Here is a 21,007-nt window from a genome sequence, read left to right on the forward strand (position 1 = left end):
GGTTCCGTGTTCCACTGAATCTTTTCTGGCACATCGGTCACGGGTCACCCGCCCCCGGGCGGGAAGGCACTCCATGGGGGGTCCGTGTGTGAAGAACTGGGCTTCGAGAAACTCCTCGGCGAGGAGGGCTTCTTCGCCCGGCTGCTCGGACGGACGCCGTCCGGGACCGGCCGGGACCTGCTGTACGGCCCCGACCTGCCCGTGGTCCTGCTCACCGGCGGGCCGGGCATGGGCAAGGGCCGGCTGCTGCGCGCCGTACGGGACCGCTTCGCCGCCAAGGTGCCGGTGATCCACCTGGACTGCGCCTCACCGGTGTACGCGGACCGCGCGGACCCGGAACCCGGCGCCCGCTCCGCCACGACCGAGGCCCTGGTCGAGGTCGCCCGCCGGCTGAGCACCTGGCAGGGCACGGGCGGCTCGTTCGCCTTCCCCCGGCTCTTCCCCGGCCTCGCCATGATCGCGACCGGCGTCAGCGAGGGCACGCCCGAGGCGGTGGCGACCGAGGCCGAACGCTACGAGGGCCTGGCCCAGAAGCAGCGCCTGCGGGGCCTGGGCACCGGCGACTTCTGGCGGGGCGTGCTGCGCGGCGGCATCCGCAACCTGCTGATGACGCTGTACGGGCAGGCGCTCGACCCGTACTCGGCGGCCGTCAGCAACGCCCTGCTGGACGCCCTCTTCCAGGGCCTGGCCCCCCGGGGCAGGGCGGAACTGGCGCGGCTCTACGGCGCCTATCCCGGCGCGGCCGGCCAGCCCAGGATCGGGCTGCGCATCCTCGCCGCCGACTTCCGGGCCGGCGGCGAGGCACGGGACGTGGCGGAGAGCTTCCTCTTCCGGGCCCTGCGCGAGGACCTGGAGGCGGCGTACGCCTCGCCCTCGGGCTGGCTCCGCCGGGTCGGCCGCCCGGCGATCCTGCTGGACCACGCCGAGTCGCCCTTGGGCGAACGGCTGCTGCGGGCCGTCCTCACCGACCGCCGGGCCGGGCAGCGCGACCGCGTGGTGATCGTCGGCACGGCACGCCGTACGGACGGCGGCGCCTTCCTGCACGGCGGGCTGCCGTCCGCGGAGGTGGCGCCCCCGGCGGAGTACCGGCCGGCCGACGGCGCCCCGCCCGCCTGGTCCCGCCGTACGGACGAGGCCGCGGACCGGGCACCCCTCGCCGACGGCGTGGTCCTGCTGCGGATGCCGCTGCTCACCGGCGACCAGCTGCGCCGCGAGACCGTACGAAGACAGCAGCGCGCCGAGCCGGAGGGCGGCACGAACCGCCGCCGGATCGACGCCGCCGTGGCGCGGCTGAGCGGCGGCCGCCCGCACACGGTGATCCGGCTGTCCGCCGCCGCGGCCGCCTTCCGGATGCCGGAGGACGCCAACGACCGCGACATCCTGGACGCCCCGCTGAGGCTCCCCGGCGACGACACCCCCGAACGCCCCGTCGCGGACGTCCTGCTCCGCGAACTGATCCTGGACCAGTTACCCGTACGGCTCCCCACCGAGCACCGCGCCCAGTGGCTCGACCTCCTCACCCACCTCTCGGTGGCCCACGACACGGAATGCGCGGACGTCCTGCTCCGCCACCACCAGTCGGGCCACGTCCACCACCTGACCGCCCATCACGTGTCCCGGCTCCTCACCGACACCGGATGGCCCACCTGCGAACGCCACTTCATCGGCGACTTCGGCCTCCGCCAGCTCCTGGTGCACCGGCTCTACGGACTGCGCCCCGGCGGCGCCGCCTGGTACGCCGACCACCATCTGCTGCGCGACCACTACGCCGAGCGCGCGGTGGGGGAGGCGCAGGGCACCCAGGGCGACGGGGCGTTCCGCTCGCTCACCGCCCACCGGATGAACCATCACCTGGTGTCCGGCGGCGCGGACGACGTGGTCAGCCATCTCGCCGCCACCCTCCCCGGCCGCCCCGGCGCCTGGTGCGCGGACCTTCTGGAGATCGCCCAGGCCCCCTATCCGGGCGGGGCGGACGCCCGACGCGAGCGCGCCCAGGGCCTGGTGGGGGCGGACGGCCCGCCGCTGCGCCGCACGGTCGACCAGCTGCTGCACGCGGTGTGGCTGTGCGAGGAGCGCACCAGGCCGACCGGCAAGGAGACCGCCCGCACGCTGGCGAAGCTGCTGGACCTGCTCTCGATCATGGACTTCGAGGGCGCGGGCCGCCTCAGCAGGACGGCGACGGACTGGAGCGGCCTGGCGGAGAACGAGCAGCCCCTGCTGCGCTGCACCTGCACCGAACAGCTCCGGCGAAGGAGATGACGGCATGCCCAGATGGCGCAAGATCCTCTACGCGGTGTTGCTCGTAGGGGCGATCGTGGCGGGCGTCGCCCTCACCACCTCCCTCCTCGGCAGGCCGGACACCTGCGCAGACGGCGTCGAGCGGATCGAGGGCGAGTGCGTCGGCGTCAACGGCGAGGGCTACGACTTCGGCACCCCGGAGATCGCCGACGTCGCCCGGGCCATCGCCCGCGAGAACCAGCGGATCGCGAACCAGCCGCATGTCACGGTGGCGATGATGCTGCCGCTCCAGTCGGACCGCGAGGCCCTGCGCCGGCAGATGCGCAGCGACCTCCAGGGCGCCTACCTGGGCCAGCGCCAGGCCAACGAGGGCGAGGGCGAACCCCCGAGAATCCGCCTGGTCCTCGCCAACCCCGGTCAGGCCTACGGCCATCAGGCGAAGGTCGTCGACACCCTGCTCGGGATGGCCGCCTCCCCCGAGGACCGGCTGCGCGCGGTCACCGGCTTCAACCTGAGCCTCGCCGCCACCGAGGCGGCGGTGAAACGCCTGACGGAGAACAAGATCCCGGTCCTGGCGGCCAGAATCAGCGGCGACAGAATCGCGAACGAGGACCGGCCCGACGGCATGGCCGCCCTGAAGTTCCCCGGTCTGGCCCGCATCCTCCCCACCAACAACGACGCGGCCCAGGCCCTGGCCAACTTCAACGGCGAACGCGGCCGCCGCAACCTCAGAACGGTCCTGGTCTACGACAAACGCCCCGACGGCTACAACGAGTCCCTGGCCCGGGCGTTCAGCAGGATCGAGGAGAAGGGCCCGGCCGGCCCCGCCGCGATGTCCTTCGAGTCCCCGTCCATCGACGAGCCGGGCTCGACCGGCAACCAGTTCACCCAGACGGCCAACAACATCTGCGACTCCGAGGCCGACACGATCTACTTCGCGGGCCGCACGCTCCACCTGCGCATCTTCGCCCTCAAGCTCGCCCAGGTGGGCTGCGAGAACCGCCACTACACGATCGTCAGCGGCTCCGACGCGGCCTCGCTGCGCCAGGCCATGACGGAGAAGGACTGGGCCCGGCTCCGCGGCGAGGACGGCAGACCGAAGGTGACGGTGCAGTACGCGGCCCCCGCCCACCCGGACGCCTGGACCACGGAACTGACGAAGTGGACGAAGGCCTACACGGCGAAGCACGCCAAGAAGCCCCCCACCCAGGACCTCCCCCAGTACCTCACCGAACCGAAGGCGGCCCTGGACACCCTCAGGAACCAGATCACCGCCACCCGGCGCGAGGGCACGGCACTCGGCTCCACCCCGAACCTGGACGACTCCCGCACGATGCTCGTCTACGACGGCCTCATCACCATCGGCAAGGCCCTCCACCAGGCCCAACGAGGCGCCCCCGAGACCACCGCCCCCACCCGCGAGGACGTGGGCCGCCAGTGGTCCCTCCTCCAGTCCCGCCACCGAGTCCAGGCCACCAGCGGCCTGATCTGCCTCACCACGGGCGGCAACGCCTACGACAAACCGGCCGCCGTCGTCGAACTCGACCCGGGCCGAAAAGGCGAGGGCACCCTCAAATTCGTCGGCCTCGGCTGGCCGACGGGCAAGCCCCAGCCGAAGAACTGCGTGATCCCGAGCACGACGCCGTGAAGCGGTGGCCACCGAGGGAGAATGTAATTAGCCTTCACGGACTACGCTCCTTACAGACGTGCAGACGGAGGGCTTCCCGCATGACCACCTCGTTCATCCGCCCCGAACCGCCGTACTACGCAGTGATCATCACCACCCGTCCGGCCGCGGACCTCGAAGGCTACGAGGCGATGAGCGCGCGCATGGCCGAACTCGGCGAGGCGCAACCCGGTTACCTGGGCCGCGAGTCGCAGACGGGCGAGGACGGCAGAGACCTCGTAGTCATCTACTACGCCGACGAGGCCTCGATCACGGCCTGGAAGGCCCACCCCGAACACCTCCAGGCCCAACGGCTCGGACGGGAACGCTGGTACTCCTCGTACAGCGTGGAAGTCGCCCGCGTGGAGCGCGCCTACGCCTACGACCGCGACTGACGCCACACGCCGAAGGCCCCACCGCGAGCGGTGGGGCCCTTCGAGGGCACTTGGCCGATCAGGCCGTTCGCATCACTGGCCGCACGCGCATCCGGCGACCGCCGGGGCCTCCTCGGTCGCCTGACCGGTGCAGCAGGCGTCCCCGGCGGCGTCGGGATCGGCGCTCTTGCCGAGGTTGTCGGCGTCGGCCTTCACGACGTAGACCTCCCAGGGTTCCTTGCCGGGACCGTGGACCCACACCTTGTCCTGGAGGGCGTAGCAGCACGAGGTGTCGTTCTCCTCGAAGGTGGCCAGGCCGGCGTCCTTGAGCCGGGTGGTGGCGGCGTCGACCTGGTCGGTGGACTCGACCTCGACGCCGAGGTGGTCCAGGCGCGTTTCCTCGCCGGGCCGCCCCTCGATCAGGACGAGCTTGAGCGGGGGCTCCGTGATGGCGAAATTGGCGTAGCCCTCGCGAAGCTTGGCCGGTTCGGTGCCGAACAGCTTCGAGTAGAAGGTGATCGACGCTTCGAGGTCGCTGACGCGAAGGGCGAGCTGAGCGCGAGACATGGCACGACTCCCAACGGGTTGCATTGATGCCTGTCGATACAACATTGCGCCCTGAATCGAAGAGTGTCAACATAGAGAAATGTCGAATCAAGAGTTCGTGGTGCTGGGTCAGGACGATGCGGCCGACGGCTGTTGCCCGGCGCTGCTCACCACCCCCTTGGACGAGGGGCAGGCGGTGGAACTGGCCAAGGTGTTCAAGGCCTTGGGTGACCCGGTGCGGTTGCGTCTGCTGTCGATGATCGCGTCCCGTGCGGGCGGCGAGGTCTGTGTCTGTGACCTGACCCCGGCCTTCGACCTGTCCCAGCCGACGATCTCGCACCACCTGAAGCTGCTCCGGCAGGCTGGTCTGATCGACTGCGAGCGGCGTGGCACCTGGGTCTACTACTGGCTGGTCCCGGAGATGACCGACCGGCTCGCCGCGATCCTGACCCGTCCGGCGGGAGAACCGCTGCCCGAGCGGACGGCGCCTGCCGCGGCCGCCTCGTGAGCACTGCGGCCACCGAGGGGAACGTGGCGGGACGCTTGTCGTTCGTCGACCGCTACCTGGCTGTCTGGATCCTCGCGGCCATGGCCGTGGGGCTCGGCCTGGGGCGCCTGGTCCCGGGCCTGGGTGACGCGCTGGCCGAGGTGACGGTGACGGGCGTGTCCCTGCCGATCGCCCTGGGCTTGCTCGTGATGATGTACCCGGTGCTGGCCAAGGTCCGCTACGACCGCCTCGGCACCGTCACCCGCGACCGCCGCCTGTTGCTGCCGTCCCTGTTGTTGAACTGGGTCGTCGGCCCGGCGCTCATGTTCGCCCTGGCCTGGCTGTTCCTGCCGGACCTGCCCGCCTACCGCACGGGCCTGATCATCGTCGGCATCGCCCGCTGCATCGCCATGGTCGTCATCTGGAACGACCTGGCCTGCGGACACCGCGAAGCCGCCGCCGTCCTGGTCGCCCTGAATTCCGTCTTCCAGGTGATCGCCTTCTCGGCGCTGGGCTGGTTCTACCTCTCGGCCCTGCCCGGTCTGCTCGGTCTGGAACAGACCGGCCTGGATGTGCCGGTGTGGGAGATCGCCCGCAGCGTGCTCATCTTCCTCGGCATCCCGCTCGCGGCCGGCTACCTCACCCGCCGCATCGGCGAGAAGGCCAAGGGCCGCACCTGGTACGAAGCCGAACTCATCCCGCGCATCGGCCCCTTCGCCCTCTACGGCCTGCTCTTCACCATCGTCATCCTCTTCGCCCTGCAAGGCGACGCGATCACCTCACAGCCGCTGGACGTCGCCCGCATCGCCCTGCCGCTGCTGGTCTACTTCGCCGTCATGTGGGCCGGGTCCATGGCCCTGGGCCGCGCTGTCGGTCTGGACCACTCGCGCGCCACGACGCTGGCCTTCACCGCTGCGGGCAACAACTTCGAACTGGCCATCGCCGTCGCCATCGCCACCTTCGGAGCCACCTCCGGCCAGGCACTCGCAGGCGTCGTGGGCCCCCTCATCGAAGTGCCCGCACTCATCGGCTTGGTGTACGTCGCCCTGTACGCACGCCGCTACTTCACCGCCCCAGCCGCCGCCACCGCACCCCAGGAACCCGCAGCCCATGCCTGACACAACCACCCCGTCCGTTCTGTTCGTCTGCGTCCACAACGCCGGACGCTCACAAATGGCCGCCGCCTTCCTCACCCACCTCGCAGGCGACCGCGTCCAGGTCCGCTCCGCAGGCTCCGCCCCCGCCGACACCGTCAACCCGGCCGTCGTCGAGGCCATGGCGGAGGCGGGCATCGACATCACCGCCGAGGTCCCCAAGGTGCTCACGGCGGAAGCGGTCCAGGCGTCCGACATTGTCATCACCATGGGCTGCGGGGACACCTGCCCCGTCTTCCCCGGCAAGCGCTACCTCGACTGGCAACTCCCCGACCCCGCCGGCCAGGGCGTGGCAGCGGTCCGCCCGATCCGCGACCACATCGAGAAACTCATCCGCAGCCTGGTCGCCGAGATCGCTCCGACGAACTGACCACGGGCACTCAGCCGCTCAGCCCGGTCCTTGAGACCGACCGGGACGGACAACGCCGAAGGGCCCCACCGCGAACGGTGGGGCCCTTCGACATCGTGCCCGGTGAGGCACTGGCGGAGGATACGAGATTCGAACTCGTGAGGGGTTGCCCCCAACACGCTTTCCAAGCGTGCGCCCTAGGCCTCTAGGCGAATCCTCCGTCGAAGACATTACATGACTGGGAGGAGTGCTCGCGAACTCGTTCCCTGCCCCTGACATCAGGTAGCCTTGGCGCAGCCCCTCACGCGGCGCTATCTGACTGAACTCCCCCAGGGCCGGAAGGCAGCAAGGGTAGGTTGGCTCTGGCGGGTGCGTGGGGGGCGTTTGCGTTCCCGGGTTCCCGGGGCGGGGCTCGTTGTCAGTGGGCGCCTATAACCTCGTATGCGTGTCGTCTCTCGCTCTGTACCGCCGCTATCGCCCGGAGACCTTCGCCGAGGTCATCGGGCAGCAGCACGTCACCGACCCGTTGCAGCAGGCGCTGCGCAACAACCGGGTCAACCACGCGTACCTGTTCAGCGGGCCGCGCGGCTGTGGCAAGACGACCAGTGCGCGGATCCTGGCGCGCTGCCTGAACTGCGAGCAGGGCCCGACGCCCACGCCGTGTGGTGAGTGCCACTCGTGTCAGGACCTCGCCCGCAACGGCCCCGGTTCCATCGACGTCATCGAGATCGACGCCGCGTCGCACGGTGGCGTGGACGACGCCCGTGACCTGCGCGAAAAGGCCTTCTTTGGACCCGCACGCAGCCGCTACAAGATCTACATCATCGACGAGGCCCACATGGTCACGTCGGCCGGTTTCAACGCGCTGCTGAAGGTCGTCGAGGAGCCCCCGGAGCATCTCAAGTTCATCTTCGCGACCACCGAGCCCGAGAAGGTCATCGGGACGATCCGCTCGCGGACCCATCACTACCCCTTCCGGCTCGTGCCCCCCGGGACCCTGCGGGACTACCTCGCCGAGGTGTGCCAGAAGGAGACCATCCCGGTCGACGACGGTGTCCTCCCGCTCGTCGTGCGGGCCGGTGCCGGTTCCGTGCGTGACTCCATGTCCGTCATGGACCAGCTCCTCGCCGGCGCCGCGGCGGACGGTGTGACGTATGCCATGGCGACCGCCCTGCTGGGGTACACCGACGGCTCCCTCCTCGACTCCGTCGTCGAGGCCTTCGCCACCGGCGACGGGGCCGCGGCCTTCGAGGTCGTCGACCATGTGATCGAGGGCGGGAACGATCCGCGTCGCTTCGTCACCGACCTGCTGGAGCGGCTGCGCGACTTGGTGATCCTCGCCGCCGTTCCCGACGCGGTGGAGAAGGGGCTCATCGACGCCCCCGCCGACGTCGTCGAGCGCATGCAGGCCCAAGCCGGCACCTTCGGCCCCGCCGAGCTGAGCCGCGCCGCCGACCTCGTCAACGAGGGACTGACGGAGATGCGCGGCGCCAACTCGCCCCGTCTCCAGCTCGAGCTGATCTGCGCCCGCGTCCTGCTCCCCGCCGCCTACGGCGACGAGCGGTCCGTCATGGCCCGCCTGGACCGCATCGAGCGCGGCGTGAACTTCTCCGCGGCACCCGCCGGCATGCCCGCCATGGGCTACGTGCCCGGGCCCGAGGGACATGGGGGAGCGGCGGCAGCGCCGGCAGCGGCCGCCCCGGTCCCGCCCGGCGGCGGCCCGGCCGCGGCCCGCGCGGCCGTACGGGCCTCCGGAGCACCGGCGAGTGGGAGCGGGAGCGCCGCCGCCACTGGTAGCGGTATCGGCAGTGGTGGCGGCAACGGTGGCGCTGATACGGCGGCTGCGGCCGGGTACGTCCCCGACGCTCCCGGTACCCCGGGCTCCTCCGGCGGCCCCGCCGAGCAGGCCCCGGCAGCGCCCAGCCCCGCCTCCAGCGGGCACGCCCAGCCACCCCAGCCTCCGGCCCCGGAGCCCTCCCAGACGCCCCCGGCGCCCACGCCCCCCGCACCCACAACGCCCGCCGCCCCCGCCCCCGGCGCCTGGCCCACCGCCGCCTCCGCCGGCAGCGGCGGCCGTCGCCCCGGCGGCTGGCCCACGGCCGCCTCGGGCGCGGCAGGCCCCGCGGTGGGGAACGCCCCGGCAGCGAACACCCCCGCGCCGAGCGCACCCGCCCCCAGCACCCCACCGGCACCCTCCCCGGCCCCCTCGACCCCCGCTCCGGCCGTCCCCGCCCCTGCCTCCGCTCAAGCGGCCGGCGGCATCGACCCCCGCATGCTCTGGCCGAACATCCTGGAGGCCGTCAAGAACCGCCGTCGCTTCACCTGGATCCTGCTCAGCCAGAACGCCCAGGTGGCCGGCTTCGACGGCACGACCCTCCAACTCGGCTTCGTCAACGCGGGCGCGCGGGACAACTTCCTGAGCAGCGGCAGCGAGGACGTGCTGCGGCAGGCGCTGGGCGAGCAGTTCAACGTCCAGTGGAAGATCGAGGCGATCGTCGACCCCTCCGGGGGATCCGCGCCCCCGGCCCCGGGCGGCCCCTCCGGCTTCGGAGGAGGCAACGGCGGCCAGGGCGGCGGCTCCGGCGGCAGCGCCAGTGGCTACGGCGGCGGCAGCTACAACTCCGGCGGTGGCGGCTACAACGCCGGAGGCGGCAGCGGCGGCAGTAGCGGCAGCGGCGGTACGGCAACCGCCCAGCGCCCCGCTTCCTCCCAGTCGACGGCCCCGTCCACCTCGGCCCAGCAGTCGGGCACCTCCGCCCCCACCCACTCCACCTCCGCCCCCGCGTCTTCCACCCCCGCGCCCCAGCCCGCCGCCCCGAAGCCGCGGTCCGTATCCGTCGAGGACGACATCCCCGAGGACGACGACCCCGACCTCGACGAGTCGGCCCTCTCCGGCCAGGACCTCATCGTCCGGGAGCTGGGCGCAACGGTGGTGGACGAGTTCACGAACGAGCCCTAGCCGGCCGTACGAGCCCAGCCCCCGGCCAGTGCCGCGTCCCCGCCTCGGAGGAACCTCCAACCCAACACCCCCACCCCCTTCGGAAGCCCGCACAAAGGAAACCCGGCGCTTCCCGTTAGGCTGACCCCCGTGAAGGTCCTCGTCATCGGCACCGGCGCCCGCGAACACGCCCTGTGTCACTCGCTGTCCCTCGACCCCGACGTCACCGCGCTGCACTGCGCCCCCGGCAACGCCGGCATCGCCGAGGTCGCCGAGCTGCACCCGGTCGACGCCCTGGACGGCGCCGCCGTCACCGCGCTGGCCACCCGGCTCGGCGCGGAGCTCGTGGTCGTCGGACCGGAGGCGCCGCTCGTCGCCGGTGTCGCCGACGCCGTGCGCGAGGCGGGCATCCCGGTCTTCGGCCCGTCCGGCCCGGCCGCGCAGCTCGAGGGCTCCAAGGCCTTCGCGAAGGACGTCATGGCGGCGGCCGAGGTGCCCACGGCACGCTCGTACGTCTGCACGACGGAGGACGAGGTCGACGCGGCCCTCGACGCCTTCGGCGCCCCGTACGTCGTCAAGGACGACGGGCTCGCCGCCGGCAAGGGCGTCGTCGTCACCGACTTCATCGAAACCGCCAAGGCGCATGCCGCGGCCTGCGAGCGCGTGGTCATCGAGGAGTTCCTCGACGGCCCCGAGGTCTCCCTGTTCGCCGTCACCGACGGCGAGACGGTCGTGCCGCTCCAGCCGGCCCAGGACTTCAAGCGCGCGCTGGACGGCGACGAGGGGCCGAACACGGGCGGCATGGGGGCGTACTCCCCGCTGCCGTGGGCCGACCCGAAGCTGGTCGACGAGGTGCTGCAGACGGTCCTGCAGCCGACCGTGGACGAGATGAAGCGCCGCGGCACGCCGTTCTCCGGCCTGCTCTACGCCGGTCTCGCGATCACCTCCCGCGGTGTCCGCGTGATCGAGTTCAACGCCCGCTTCGGCGACCCGGAGACCCAGGTCGTCCTGGCCCGTCTGAAGACGCCTCTGGCCGGCCTGCTGATGGCCGCCGCCACCGGCAACCTCGCCCACCTTGAGCCGCTGCGCTGGAGCGACGAGGCGGCCGTGACCGTGGTCATCGCCTCGCACAACTACCCCGGCACCCCGCGCACCGGCGACCCGATCACCGGCCTCGACGAGGTCGCCGCCCAGGACGCCCCGCACGCGTACGTCCTGCACGCCGGTACCAAGAGCGACGGTGACGCGATCGTCAGCGCCGGCGGCCGCGTCCTGTCCGTCACGGCCACCGGCAAGGACCTCGCCGAGGCCCGCGACCGCGCCTACACGGCGGTCGGCCGCGTCAACCTCGACGGCTCCCAGCACCGCACGGACATCGCTGCGAAGGCGGCAGGCGCGTAGCACCGCCGATGAACCTCACAGGCCCCGAATCCGTCTCAGGATCCGGGGCCTGAAGTTTTCGGTAGGTGAGGGCCTGACCCTCGCTTTCCGTCATCCACCTCTCCCCAAAGCCATTCCATCGAGTGACCGATGCCCTATCCGGCTGACGGGGGGCTGAGCCCCAACTAGGGTGCGGCGCAAGCGTTCCGGCACTTGGCCCACCGGCATTGCGATGTCAGTGGCGGGTGCCACAGTGGGGGAGTGAGCAAGGAAAGCGTCAGGTCAACGGGGAGGGGGTGAGGTCGGTCGTGACCGGTATGGGTGTGGAGGCAGGCGCGCAGATCGCGCGGGCACGGGCTCTGGTCGTGCTGCGCATCCGCAGCCGCGCGCTGGCCGTCGCCCTGTTGCCCGCGGCCGTCGCCGTGATCCTGCTCGCGGGGTCGTTCTCCGGCCGTCTCGTCGGCCCCGGCTGGGACGCCGCCCGCTGGGTCCTGACGCCGGTCGCCGTCCTGGTGCTGCTCGCCGCCGCCGGGATCGCCCTGGTCGTCGCCCGGGCCCGTCCGGCCATGAGCCCGACCGTCCCGATCGCCGAGGAGGCGGCTCCCGATCTGTACCGGATGGTGCGCGACCTGGCCGACCGCCTCGAGGTCCCGGCCCCCTCCGCGATAGCGCTCACACCGGACTGCGACAGCTGGCTGGAGGACCGTACGCATCCGGCCCACGGCCCGCCCCCGGTCGAGGAGCACGACGACATAGCGGGCGCGGGGAAGCAGGCGCACCGTCGGCACCCGGTCGCGCCGGTCCTCGTCATCGGCTCTCCCTTCCTGTGGTGGATGCGGGTCGGCGAGCTGCGGGCGGTCCTCGCCCCGGTCGTCGCCGGTACGGGCCCCTCCGCCCACCCGGACATAGCCGCGGCCCGGCGCTTCGTCCGGGGCCTCGACGCCGCGGTGGCCGTGACCTCGGCGCCCCGCCGCGACCCGGTGTCGCGAGCCGTGCTGGCCGGCGTCGGCTGGGTGGCCCGGTTGCTGCTGCGCAGTTGCCGCCTTCCCGCCGCCGAGCTGGAGCGGGGCGTGGCGGCCGCGGCCGCGGAGCGTGCACAGGCTGTGGATTACGGGCTGCGGATCGTCGCCCAGGAGCAGGTGGGCCTGGCGTACGCGGGCTGGGACCGGCTGCTGACCCGCGTCGCGCTGCCCGCCTGGCGGATGGGCCGCTGGCCGTCCCGGCTGGACGCCGGTGTGGTGGCGGCGCTCACGGAGCTGTCCCGGCGCGACCGCCTGGCCGAGGGCTTCGCGTCCCGGCTCGGGGAGCGGCCCGCCTGCGATCTGCTCGAGGAGCCGGGCGCGGTCGACGAGTCCGCCTCCCTGCTCGCCGCCCGCCTCTTCCACGGCGGACCGGCCGGACCCGGCCCTGACTGGGCGCCGGTGGACTGGAGCGAGTATCCGGAGGAGGTCGTGGACCGCAGGTGGCGCATCGACGCGGCCCGGCTCCACCGCGTCCTGGACGCGATGGGCGTCCGTCCCGCCACCGGCCCCGCCGCCCCCGCCACCGGCAGCCCGACCCTGTCCCGCGTCCTGGACCACCTGACGGACCCGGCCGGCGAAGCCTCCCCGCCCCCCAGAAGCACCGCCCCGACCGGCGAAGCGCCCTTCCCCACCAGAACCCCGGAATCAGCCCCTCCCCCCAGCGACAGCGAAGACGCGTACGAGGACGAAGAAGACCTCTCCGGCACCACCCCCCGCAGCGCGGCCCTGGCCGCCCGCCTCAGCGCCGAGCTGGCCCGCGAAGAGGCCGCCGCGGCACCCCGCCCGTCGACCGGCGGCTCACCGGCCGGCGGCAGCTCCCCCGCCGCCCCGGACCCCCTCGCCCTCTGGGACGACCGAGCCCTGCCCCTCTTCCCCCTCCAGCCCCCGCGCACGGCCCGTGAACTGCTCGCGGACCACCTCACGGCGATGATCTGCTGCGCCGCGATGGACACCGCCGGAGCGACGCCCGGCCTGGACTGGCTGGACGGCCCCACGCTCCTTCACAACGGCGAGCGGACCGCCGATCTCGCGCCCAAAATCCTCACCCTGATCGAGGAGGGCGACCCCACGCCCCTGCGCGCCTGGCTGGCCGAGCTGGGGATACGCCCGGAGAAGCCGGTCCGGCTCGTCTGACCCGCCGGAGCACCCGCTTCCACTTCTGGCCAATTCGAAACGAACAGTGACGAAGTGCGCGCGTTATGTGATGTGCTTGGACCGTTCGCGCACATGGCAAGAGCTGACGACATACGACAAGCACATAAGCGCGACGGCGCCACACGGGGACGTACTCACCGCACAGACCACACGCACCACACCAGTACGCACCACCACGGGGGCGAAGGGGAGGGGAAGCAGCCATGGCTTCGGAGCAGATCCGCCGCTGGGAGTCGGGAGCGCTGGCGCACGCCGTGACGGATCCCTTCGGACAGGGCCCCGTTCCGTGGCTGCGCGGCACGGTGACGTACTTCGACGACACCGGCCAGGTCGTCCCCTGGTACGTGGACCAGGACGCGCCCCACGCCCCGAGGAAATCCACCCGCTCCAACGGCCCCCGCGCCGCCGACGACGTCAACCGCCAGATCAAGGGCTTCACCTCCACCGGCGCGGTCGCCCCCGGCGACGCCATCGACTTCCACATCACGGTCGACCCGCCCCAGGAGTTCGGCGTCGACATCTACCGCATCGGCCACTACGGCGGTGACGGCGCCGCCAAGATCACCACCAGCCCGCGACTTTCCGGCATCGTCCAGCCCGCCCCGCTCACCGCGGACCGTACGATCTCGTGCCACCACTGGTGGCTCTCCTGGCGGCTCCAGGTCCCGTCGTACTGGAACATCGGCGCGTACGTCGCCGTCCTCACCACCGCCGGCGGCTACCGCTCCCACGTCCCGTTCACGGTCCGCCACGACCAGCCCGCCGATCTGCTCCTCGTCCTGCCCGACATCACCTGGCAGGCGTACAACCTCTACCCGGAGGACGGCCGCACCGGCGCCAGCCTGTACCACGCCTGGGACGAGGAGGGCCGGCTGCTGGGCGAGTCGGAGGCGGCCACGACGGTCTCCTTCGACCGTCCGTACGCGGGCGCGGGCCTTCCCCTCCACGTCGGCCACGCCTACGACTTCATCCGCTGGGCCGAGCGCTACGGCTACGACATCGCCTACGCCACGGCGAGCGACCTGCACGCGGGCCGCGTCGACCCCACCCACTACCGCGGCCTGGTCTTCCCGGGCCACGACGAGTACTGGTCGGCCGCCATGCGCGCCGGTGTGGAGCTCGCCCGCGACGCCGGCACCTCGCTCGTCTTCCTTTCCGCCAACTCCATGTACTGGCAGGTGGAACTGGGCCCCTCCCCGTCCGGAGTCCCCGACCGCCTGCTGACCTGCCGCAAACGCAGGGGCCCGGGGAAGCCGGTGCTGTGGCGGGAGATCGACCGGGCGGAGCAGCAGCTCATCGGCATCCAGTACGCGGGGCACGTCCCCGAGCCGGGGCCCCTGATCGTGCGCAACGCCGATCACTGGCTGTGGGAGGCCTCCGGCGCGCACGAGGGCGACGAGATCGAGGGCCTGGTCGCGGGCGAGGCCGACCGCTACTTCCCGCGCACCCCGCTGCCCGACCACGAGGAGCGCATCCTGCTCGCGCACTCCCCGTACACCGACAAGGAAGGCGCCCGGCGCCACCAGGAGACGTCCCTCTACCGCGCTCCCTCCGGCGCCTGGGTCTTCGCATCCGGGACGTTCGCCTGGACCCCGGCCCTGGACCGCCCCGACCACGTCGACCCGCGCATCCAGCGCGCCACCGCAAATCTTCTGGACCGCATCTGCAAACGCGACTGACCCACTGTCCGTGATCACCCGTGCATACGGGAGAATCAAGCCATTGGACAGAACCACGGGGAGGAACCGTGTCCGGATTCGTAGAAAAGCCCGAGCCGATTCAGGTTCCGGGCCTGGTGCACCTGCACACCGGCAAGGTGCGCGAGCTGTACCGCAACGAGGCGGGCGACCTCGTGATGGTCGCCAGCGACCGCATCTCCGCGTACGACTGGGTGCTGCCGACCGAGATCCCCGACAAGGGCCGGGTCCTCACCCAGCTCTCCCTGTGGTGGTTCGACCAGCTCGCCGACCTGGCCCCGAACCACGTCCTGAGCACCGAACTGCCCGCGGGCGCCCCCGCCGACTGGGCGGGCCGCACGCTGGTCTGCAAGTCCCTGCAGATGGTTCCCGTGGAGTGCGTGGCCCGCGGCTACCTCACCGGCTCGGGCCTGGTCGAGTACAAGGAGTCCCGCACGGTCTGCGGCCTTGCCCTCCCCGAGGGCCTGGTCGACGGCAGCGAACTGCCCGCGCCGATCTTCACCCCGGCCACCAAGGCCGCCGTCGGCGAGCACGACGAGAACGTCTCCTACGAGGAGGTCGCCCGCCAGGTCGGCGCGGACACCGCGGCCCGGCTGCGCCAGGCGACCCTGGCCGTCTACGCCCGGGGCCGGGACATCGCCCGGGAGCGGGGCATCATCCTCGCGGACACGAAGTTCGAGTTCGGCTTCGACGGCGACGACCTGGTCCTCGCGGACGAGGTCCTCACCGCGGACTCCTCCCGTTTCTGGCCGGCCGACCAGTGGGAGCCGGGCCGCGCGCAGCCGTCCTACGACAAGCAGTTCGTCCGCGACTGGCTGACCTCGGCGGAGTCCGGCTGGGACAGGAAGAGCGAGCAGCCCCCGCCGGCGCTGCCGCAGCAGGTCGTCGACGCCACCCGCGCCAAGTACGTGGAGGCGTACGAGCGCCTGACGGGCCTGACCTGGGCGTAACGCGAAAGGCCCCCGGAGAACCGGGGGCCTTTCGAAATGGAGCGAACGACGAGGTTCGAACTCGCGACCTCAACCTTGGCAAGGTTGCGCTCTACCAACTGAGCTACGTTCGCATGCGCCGTGGCGCGGGAACCACTATACCCAACCTCGCTCCCGTGCGAGCCGCACCGCCGCATGCCGGTTCTCCGCCCCGAGCTTCGACACCGCAGAGGACAGATAGTTCCGTACGGTCCCCTGCGACAGCGCGGCCCGCTCGGCGATCTCCGCCACGGGCGCTCCGTCGGCGGCGAGTTCCAGCACCTCCGCCTCCCGCGCGGTCAGCGGCGAGTCCCCGGCGGCGATCGCGTCGGCGGCCAACTCCGGGTCGACGTAACGGTTCCCGGCGTGCACCGTACGAATGAGCTCCGCGAGCCGCTGCGCACTCACGGTCTTCGGCACGAACCCCCGCACCCCGGCCTCCAGCGCCCGCTTCAGATGCCCGGGCCGCCCGTGACTGGTGACGATGAGGACCTTGCAGCCGGGCAGTTCGGAGCGCAGGGATGTGGCGACCTTCACACCGTCGGCGCCGGGCATCTGAAGATCCAGCACCGCGACATCGGGCTCATGCGCCCGGGCCATCGCCAGCGCCTCCGGCCCGGTGGCCGCCTCGGCGACGACCATGAGGTCCTCCTCCAACGACAGCAACGCGGCGAGCGCCCCACGGATGAGGTGCTCGTCGTCGGCGAGCAGGAGCCGTACGGGCTCTACGGCCGTCATGGGGTGACCTCGCTCACGGGTCGCGCGGCGGCGACGGACGCGGGGCCGGAGCGGGCGGCGGAGCCGGAAGGGCCGGCCGCCGACGGCAGCGGAATCTCCGCCGTCAGCCGGAACAGCCCCCGCCCCGCGGGTCCGGCCTGCAACGTCCCGTCGATCTCCGCCAGCCGCTCCCGCAACCCGGCAATCCCCGATCCGGAAGAGCCGGAAGGGCCGGAAGAACCGGAAGGGCCGGAAGAGCCGGAAGAGCCGACAGACCCGGCCGCCCCGGCCCCGGCCCCCGCCTCGCTCTCCACCCTGTCGCTCTCCGCCCCGTCGCTCTCCGCCCCGTCGCTCTCCACCCCGTCGTTCTCCACCGACAACACCACGCGCCCCTCCCGCACCCACAACCGCACCGCACACCGCCGCGCGTCCCCGTGCCGCAGGACATTCGTCGCGGCCTCCCGCACCACCCACCCCAGGGCGGACTGCACCGCGACCGGCAGCCCGGCCGCCGTCGCCCCGCTCACCGTGCAGTCGATGCCGGCCGCGGCCAGCACCCCTTGCGCCCCGGCGAGTTCCACAGTGAGGTCGGCCTCGCGGTAGCCGCGGACGACCTCCCGCACCTCCCGCTGCGACTCGTGCGCGAGCCGCTGCACCTCGACCATCTGGGCCACGGCCTCCGGCCGCCCGCGCTGGGCCAGTTGCACGGCCAGTTCGCTCTTGAGCGCGATCACGGCGAGGTTCCGCCCCATGACGTCGTGCAGATCACGCCCGAACCGGAGCCGCTCCTCGGCGACGGCGAGCCGGGCCCGGGTCTCGCGGGCCTCGTCGAGTCGGTAGACGATGTCGAGCAGCCACACGGAGACGACGGCCGTGAAGGCGAGCACCCCGCCGGCGAGCAACGCCACCACCGCCGTGAAGAGCGAGGCGCCCAGCGAGGCGCCCCGGGTGAAAGCGACGAGCCAGGAGATCGTCGCGAAGCCCGCGACGATCGCGAACACCTGCCGCCGCTCGCGGACGCCGAGGGCGATGGTGCCGATCCCGATGATGCCGACGATGCCGAGGACCCCGCTCGCGGCGGTGTCCACGCTCTCGCCGCGCGGCCCGTGGTCGGCGACGCCGATCGCGACGGCGCAGACCGCGGCGGTCACGGCGGCCAGCGCCCACAGCAGCCGGACGGGCTGCGGCCGCCTGCCGCGCGTCCAGTCCAGCGACCGCGACACGGTGACCATGCAGACCGCGGCGTGCACAGCCGACATGAGCAGCAGCCCGGCCCCGAGCCACATCCCCAGCGGGACCACCGCCATGAGCCCGACCATGACGAACTCGGTCACCGCGAAGGACTGGAACGACCACCGCGTGTACGTCTCGACCTTCTCCGGCGTGGTCTGCCGCCGCCACCACCCACCCGGCCCCCGCATCAGCCCGTCCCTCCCCCTCCGGTCAGCGTCGCGGTTCCCAGCGGAACCACCGCCGTACAGCAAACACCGACACGAGGATCCAGGCCACCGCCGTCGCCACCGCGCCCAGCGCCTCGTACGCCGACAGGTCGCCGGTCCAGCCGCCGCGCACCAGGGTGACGACGGGCGTCAGCGGCAGCAGTTCGCACAGGGAGGCGAGCCGGTCCGGCAGCAGCTCCAGCGGAAAGAACATGCCCGAGCCCATCATCGAAATGATCAGCAGCGGCATGGGCGTGACCTGGGCGCTCTCGCCGGTCCGGGTGAAACCGGCGGTGACCGCGGCGAGGGCGGTGCACAGCACGATCCCCAACAGCAGGCCCACGACGGCCAGCTGGGGCGCGGACGGCGCGGACATGTCCAGCAGCACGGTGCAGCCCGCCGCGAGCAGCAGGCACTGCACGAGCGCGGTGACGGCGGCGGGCATGGCGGAGCCGGCCAGGATCTCGGTGTCCCGCAGCTCACCGGTGCGCAGCCGCTTGAGGACGAGTTCCTCGCGCCGGACGACGAAGACGCCGACGAGCACCGAGTAGACGGCGAACAGCAGGGAGAAGCCGACCGCGGCGGGCAGCACCAGGGTGCCGGCGTCGAGCCCCGCTCCCGCGAGGTCCATCTCCTGGGCCGCCGACCGCACGCTGACCGGCATCACGATCGGCACGAACAGTGCGGCGACGAGCGCGCCCCTGTTCCGCCCGAGCAGGGTCAGTTCGGCGCGGGCGAGCGCCGTCATGCGGCTCACCGGCGTGGTGCCCTCGGTTTTCGTGCCGGGCGCCGGGCGGGGCGTGGTCCGGGTGGCACTCATGCCGCGTACTCCTTCGTCGTCGTTGCCGTGGCCCGTCCCGCGGAGGCCTCCTTGGCGATGCCGAGGAACGCCTCCTCCAGGGAGGCCGACCGCACGTCCAGGCGGCGCAGTTCCACGCGGGTCCGCTCGGCCCACAGCAGCAGTCCGGTGGCAGCGCGCTGCAGTTCATGGGTGCGGAGCCGGACGATCCGGCCGTCGGTCTCGTGCCCGGTCACGCCCAGGTCGCCGAGCGGCGGCAGATCGCCCACGAAGTAGCCGTCGGGCAGTTCGAAGGAGATCCGCGACGGCTCGGCGGCGGTCACCTCGGCCGGGGTCCCGGTGGTGGCGATGCGTCCCTCGTGCATGATCGCCAGCCGGTCGGCGAGGTTCTCGGCCTCCTCCAGATAGTGCGTGGTCAGCAGCACCGTCGCACCGCCGTCGCGCAGCGCGCTCACCAACTCCCACGTTTCCCGGCGGCCTTCGACGTCGAGTCCGGTGGTCGGCTCGTCCAGGAAGAGCACCTCGGGGTGGCCGAGGAGGGCGAGCGCCAGGTCCAGGCGGCGCCGCTGCCCGCCGGACAACTGCTTGACCCGGACGCCGGCCTTCGACTCCAGGCCGACCAGCGCGAGGACCTCCGCGGGTGGCCGGGCCCCGCTCACGCACCCCGCCCACATCCGCGTGGTCTCCGCGACGGTCAGCTCCGAGGGGAAGCCGCCCTCCTGGAGCATGACGCCGGTGCGCGGGCGGACGGCGGCCCGCTCGGTGTACGGGTCGTGGCCGAGCACCCGCACCGTCCCGGAGGTCGGCGGCGCGAGCCCTTCCAGCAGTTCCACGGTCGATGTCTTGCCCGCGCCGTTGGTCCCCAGCAGCGCGAAGATCTCCCCGCGTCGTACGGAAAGGCTGATTCCGCTGACCGCCTCGAACCCGCCCCCGTACACACGCCGCAGGTCAGTGACCTCAATCACGTGTTCGTGTCCGTTGTTTTCCATGCCTTCAGCGTTCCGCCCGGGGCGGCTCTTCAGCAGTGCGCGCTGTCATCACTCGGCATGACAAATGTCAGACGGGCCCACCGGAGAGACGGGCCTACTGGAGACGGTCCCACTGGAGACACGAAAAGACCCCGGTCCTGAAGGACCGGGGTCTGATTCCCGAGCGGACGACGAGGTTCGAACTCGCGACCTCAACCTTGGCAAGGTTGCGCTCTACCAACTGAGCTACGTCCGCAATTGCCCCCGACCGGCTCTCACCGATCGGTGCGTGCACCAGCCTACCTGATCCACAAGAGTGGTCGGTACGCGTTGCAGAGCGGGTGACAGGAATCGCACACTGCGCCTTCCCCCTGGAAGGGGGATGTTCTACTACTGAACTACACCCGCATGTTTCCGTGAGCTGGGCCTTTCGGCCTCGCCCCTCGGCGTGCTCCAGACTCTAACTGATCAGCCGGGGGGCTGCGCAAGTCGGTTGACGCGAGGGGCGGATGGCCGGCGGCCGGCCGGGGCTCACCGGGCCGTCACTGCGCGGCGGTGAACGCCTCGTAGACCTTCTTGGGGATGCGCCCGCGCGCGGGGACGTCCATCTTGTTGGCCTGGGCCCAGGCCCGCACGGCGGACGGGTCGGGGGCGACCTCCGTCTGCCGGTACGCCTTGCCCGAGCGGGACCGCTTGCGGCCGGCTTCCACGTAAGGCGCGAGCGCCTTCCGCAGTTCGTCGGCATTGCCTTCGTTCAGGTCGATCTCGTACGACTTGCCGTCCAGTCCGAAAGCGATCGTTTCCGCCGCTTCCGAGCCGTCGATGTCGTCAAAGAGAGTGACCACGACCTTCTGCGCCACGAATATCGGTCCCTTCCTGCGGCACTTGCCTAATTTATTTGTACAGTGCCGCGCAATGCATTGTGAAGTTCGACTAAATCCTTCCGCGTGTCCGAACGCAATAGGTTTCGGGTGTCGACCCGGAATCTTTCCTGGAAATTTTCGCGCAGGGCCCCGACGATGCGGGATCGTGATGGCCGTCACGTAGTTTCCTACAAGTCGACGCGCGTAGAAATTTTGTGCGGGTAGTCTGAAGGGACCTGCTCAGCAC

The 21,007-nt window shown here is 71.8% G+C and carries 17 protein-coding genes, 4 tRNA genes and 1 other RNA gene; 12 read left to right on the top strand and 10 right to left on the bottom strand.

Features of this window, described 5'->3' with window-relative positions; all coding sequences use genetic code 11:
• Positions 1-84: 84 nt before the first annotated feature.
• The 3 genes from KJK29_RS19565 to KJK29_RS19575 all read left to right on the top strand — a co-directional run bounded on the left by KJK29_RS19565 (position 85) and on the right by KJK29_RS19575 (position 4,299).
• On the top strand, positions 85-2,259 hold the full coding sequence (locus KJK29_RS19565) for a hypothetical protein (protein WP_215120438.1): 2,175 nt from the start codon (positions 85-87) through the stop codon (positions 2,257-2,259).
• Positions 2,260-2,263: 4 nt separating this feature from the next.
• Positions 2,264-3,886, top strand: coding sequence for a type 1 periplasmic-binding domain-containing protein (locus KJK29_RS19570; protein WP_215120439.1), 1,623 nt, complete (start codon positions 2,264-2,266; stop codon positions 3,884-3,886).
• Between the two features lie 80 nt (positions 3,887-3,966).
• Positions 3,967-4,299 (top strand): antibiotic biosynthesis monooxygenase family protein, encoded by a 333-nt coding sequence (locus KJK29_RS19575; RefSeq protein WP_215120440.1) that lies wholly within the window; start codon positions 3,967-3,969, stop codon positions 4,297-4,299.
• 72 nt (positions 4,300-4,371) lie between these two features.
• On the opposite strand, the gene KJK29_RS19580 is transcribed toward KJK29_RS19575, so the two are convergent.
• A complete protein-coding gene (locus KJK29_RS19580; RefSeq protein ID WP_215120441.1) occupies positions 4,372-4,845 on the bottom strand; it encodes an ArsI/CadI family heavy metal resistance metalloenzyme in 474 nt (157 codons plus the stop codon).
• 79 nt (positions 4,846-4,924) lie between these two features.
• On the opposite strand from KJK29_RS19580, the gene KJK29_RS19585 reads away from it, so the two are divergent.
• The 3 genes from KJK29_RS19585 to KJK29_RS19595 are packed head-to-tail and all read left to right on the top strand — an operon-like array spanning position 4,925 to position 6,835.
• Complete coding sequence (locus tag KJK29_RS19585) at positions 4,925-5,332, top strand: ArsR/SmtB family transcription factor (RefSeq protein WP_215120442.1); 408 nt, start codon at positions 4,925-4,927, stop codon at positions 5,330-5,332.
• Between the two features lie 23 nt (positions 5,333-5,355).
• Positions 5,356-6,429: an ACR3 family arsenite efflux transporter gene (gene arsB, locus KJK29_RS19590; RefSeq protein ID WP_255961293.1), complete on the top strand. Its 1,074-nt coding sequence runs from the start codon at positions 5,356-5,358 to the stop codon at positions 6,427-6,429.
• Entirely contained in the window at positions 6,422-6,835 is a 414-nt protein-coding gene (locus KJK29_RS19595) for an arsenate reductase ArsC (RefSeq protein ID WP_215120444.1), read from the top strand. Before arsB ends, KJK29_RS19595 begins: the two co-directional genes overlap by 8 nt.
• A 111-nt stretch (positions 6,836-6,946) precedes the next feature.
• Here the strand turns inward: KJK29_RS19595 and KJK29_RS19600 are convergent.
• A tRNA-Ser gene (locus KJK29_RS19600) sits at positions 6,947-7,034 on the bottom strand.
• A 72-nt stretch (positions 7,035-7,106) separates the two neighbouring features.
• Here KJK29_RS19600 and ffs point away from each other — a divergent pair.
• The 6 genes from ffs to KJK29_RS19630 all read left to right on the top strand — a co-directional run bounded on the left by ffs (position 7,107) and on the right by KJK29_RS19630 (position 15,956).
• An RNA gene (gene ffs / locus KJK29_RS19605) (signal recognition particle sRNA small type) lies at positions 7,107-7,205 on the top strand.
• Positions 7,206-7,259: 54 nt separating this feature from the next.
• Complete coding sequence (locus tag KJK29_RS19610) at positions 7,260-9,773, top strand: DNA polymerase III subunit gamma and tau (RefSeq protein ID WP_215120445.1); 2,514 nt, start codon at positions 7,260-7,262, stop codon at positions 9,771-9,773.
• Positions 9,774-9,902: 129 nt separating this feature from the next.
• Complete coding sequence (gene purD, locus KJK29_RS19615) at positions 9,903-11,153, top strand: phosphoribosylamine--glycine ligase (RefSeq protein WP_215120446.1); 1,251 nt, start codon at positions 9,903-9,905, stop codon at positions 11,151-11,153.
• A 296-nt stretch (positions 11,154-11,449) separates the two neighbouring features.
• Positions 11,450-13,288, top strand: a complete 1,839-nt coding sequence (locus tag KJK29_RS19620; RefSeq protein ID WP_215124362.1) for a hypothetical protein — start codon at positions 11,450-11,452, stop codon at positions 13,286-13,288.
• Between the two features lie 224 nt (positions 13,289-13,512).
• Positions 13,513-14,988: a N,N-dimethylformamidase beta subunit family domain-containing protein gene (locus KJK29_RS19625; RefSeq protein ID WP_215120447.1), complete on the top strand. Its 1,476-nt coding sequence runs from the start codon at positions 13,513-13,515 to the stop codon at positions 14,986-14,988.
• Between the two features lie 68 nt (positions 14,989-15,056).
• The gene (locus KJK29_RS19630; protein ID WP_215120448.1) at positions 15,057-15,956 is read left to right on the top strand and encodes a phosphoribosylaminoimidazolesuccinocarboxamide synthase; all 900 of its coding nucleotides are present in this window, start codon (positions 15,057-15,059) and stop codon (positions 15,954-15,956) included.
• Between the two features lie 37 nt (positions 15,957-15,993).
• Here the strand turns inward: KJK29_RS19630 and KJK29_RS19635 are convergent.
• From KJK29_RS19635 to KJK29_RS19670, 8 genes are all read right to left on the bottom strand, one after another.
• Positions 15,994-16,069 (bottom strand) — tRNA-Gly (locus KJK29_RS19635).
• Between the two features lie 22 nt (positions 16,070-16,091).
• Positions 16,092-16,712: a response regulator transcription factor gene (locus KJK29_RS19640; RefSeq protein WP_215120449.1), complete on the bottom strand. Its 621-nt coding sequence runs from the start codon at positions 16,710-16,712 to the stop codon at positions 16,092-16,094.
• Entirely contained in the window at positions 16,709-18,112 is a 1,404-nt protein-coding gene (locus KJK29_RS19645) for a sensor histidine kinase (protein ID WP_215120450.1), read from the bottom strand. Before KJK29_RS19645 ends, KJK29_RS19640 begins: the two co-directional genes overlap by 4 nt.
• A 22-nt stretch (positions 18,113-18,134) precedes the next feature.
• On the bottom strand, positions 18,135-18,950 hold the full coding sequence (locus tag KJK29_RS19650) for an ABC transporter permease (protein ID WP_215120451.1): 816 nt from the start codon (positions 18,948-18,950) through the stop codon (positions 18,135-18,137).
• Positions 18,947-19,918 carry an ABC transporter ATP-binding protein gene (locus KJK29_RS19655; protein WP_215120452.1) on the bottom strand — a complete coding sequence of 324 codons (972 nt, stop codon included), beginning with the start codon at positions 19,916-19,918 and terminating at the stop codon, positions 18,947-18,949. The genes KJK29_RS19650 and KJK29_RS19655 overlap by 4 nt, the downstream gene beginning before the upstream one ends.
• A 162-nt stretch (positions 19,919-20,080) precedes the next feature.
• Positions 20,081-20,153, bottom strand: a tRNA-Gly gene (locus tag KJK29_RS19660).
• Positions 20,154-20,233: 80 nt separating this feature from the next.
• Positions 20,234-20,305: transfer RNA gene (locus KJK29_RS19665), tRNA-Gly, on the bottom strand.
• A gap of 134 nt (positions 20,306-20,439) precedes the next feature.
• Positions 20,440-20,757, bottom strand: a complete 318-nt coding sequence (locus KJK29_RS19670; RefSeq protein WP_215120453.1) for a histone-like nucleoid-structuring protein Lsr2 — start codon at positions 20,755-20,757, stop codon at positions 20,440-20,442.
• Positions 20,758-21,007: the final 250 nt, after the last annotated feature.

The sequence above is a fragment of the Streptomyces koelreuteriae genome, assembly GCF_018604545.1.
In the GTDB taxonomy this organism is placed as follows: Bacteria; Actinomycetota; Actinomycetes; order Streptomycetales; family Streptomycetaceae; genus Streptomyces; species Streptomyces koelreuteriae.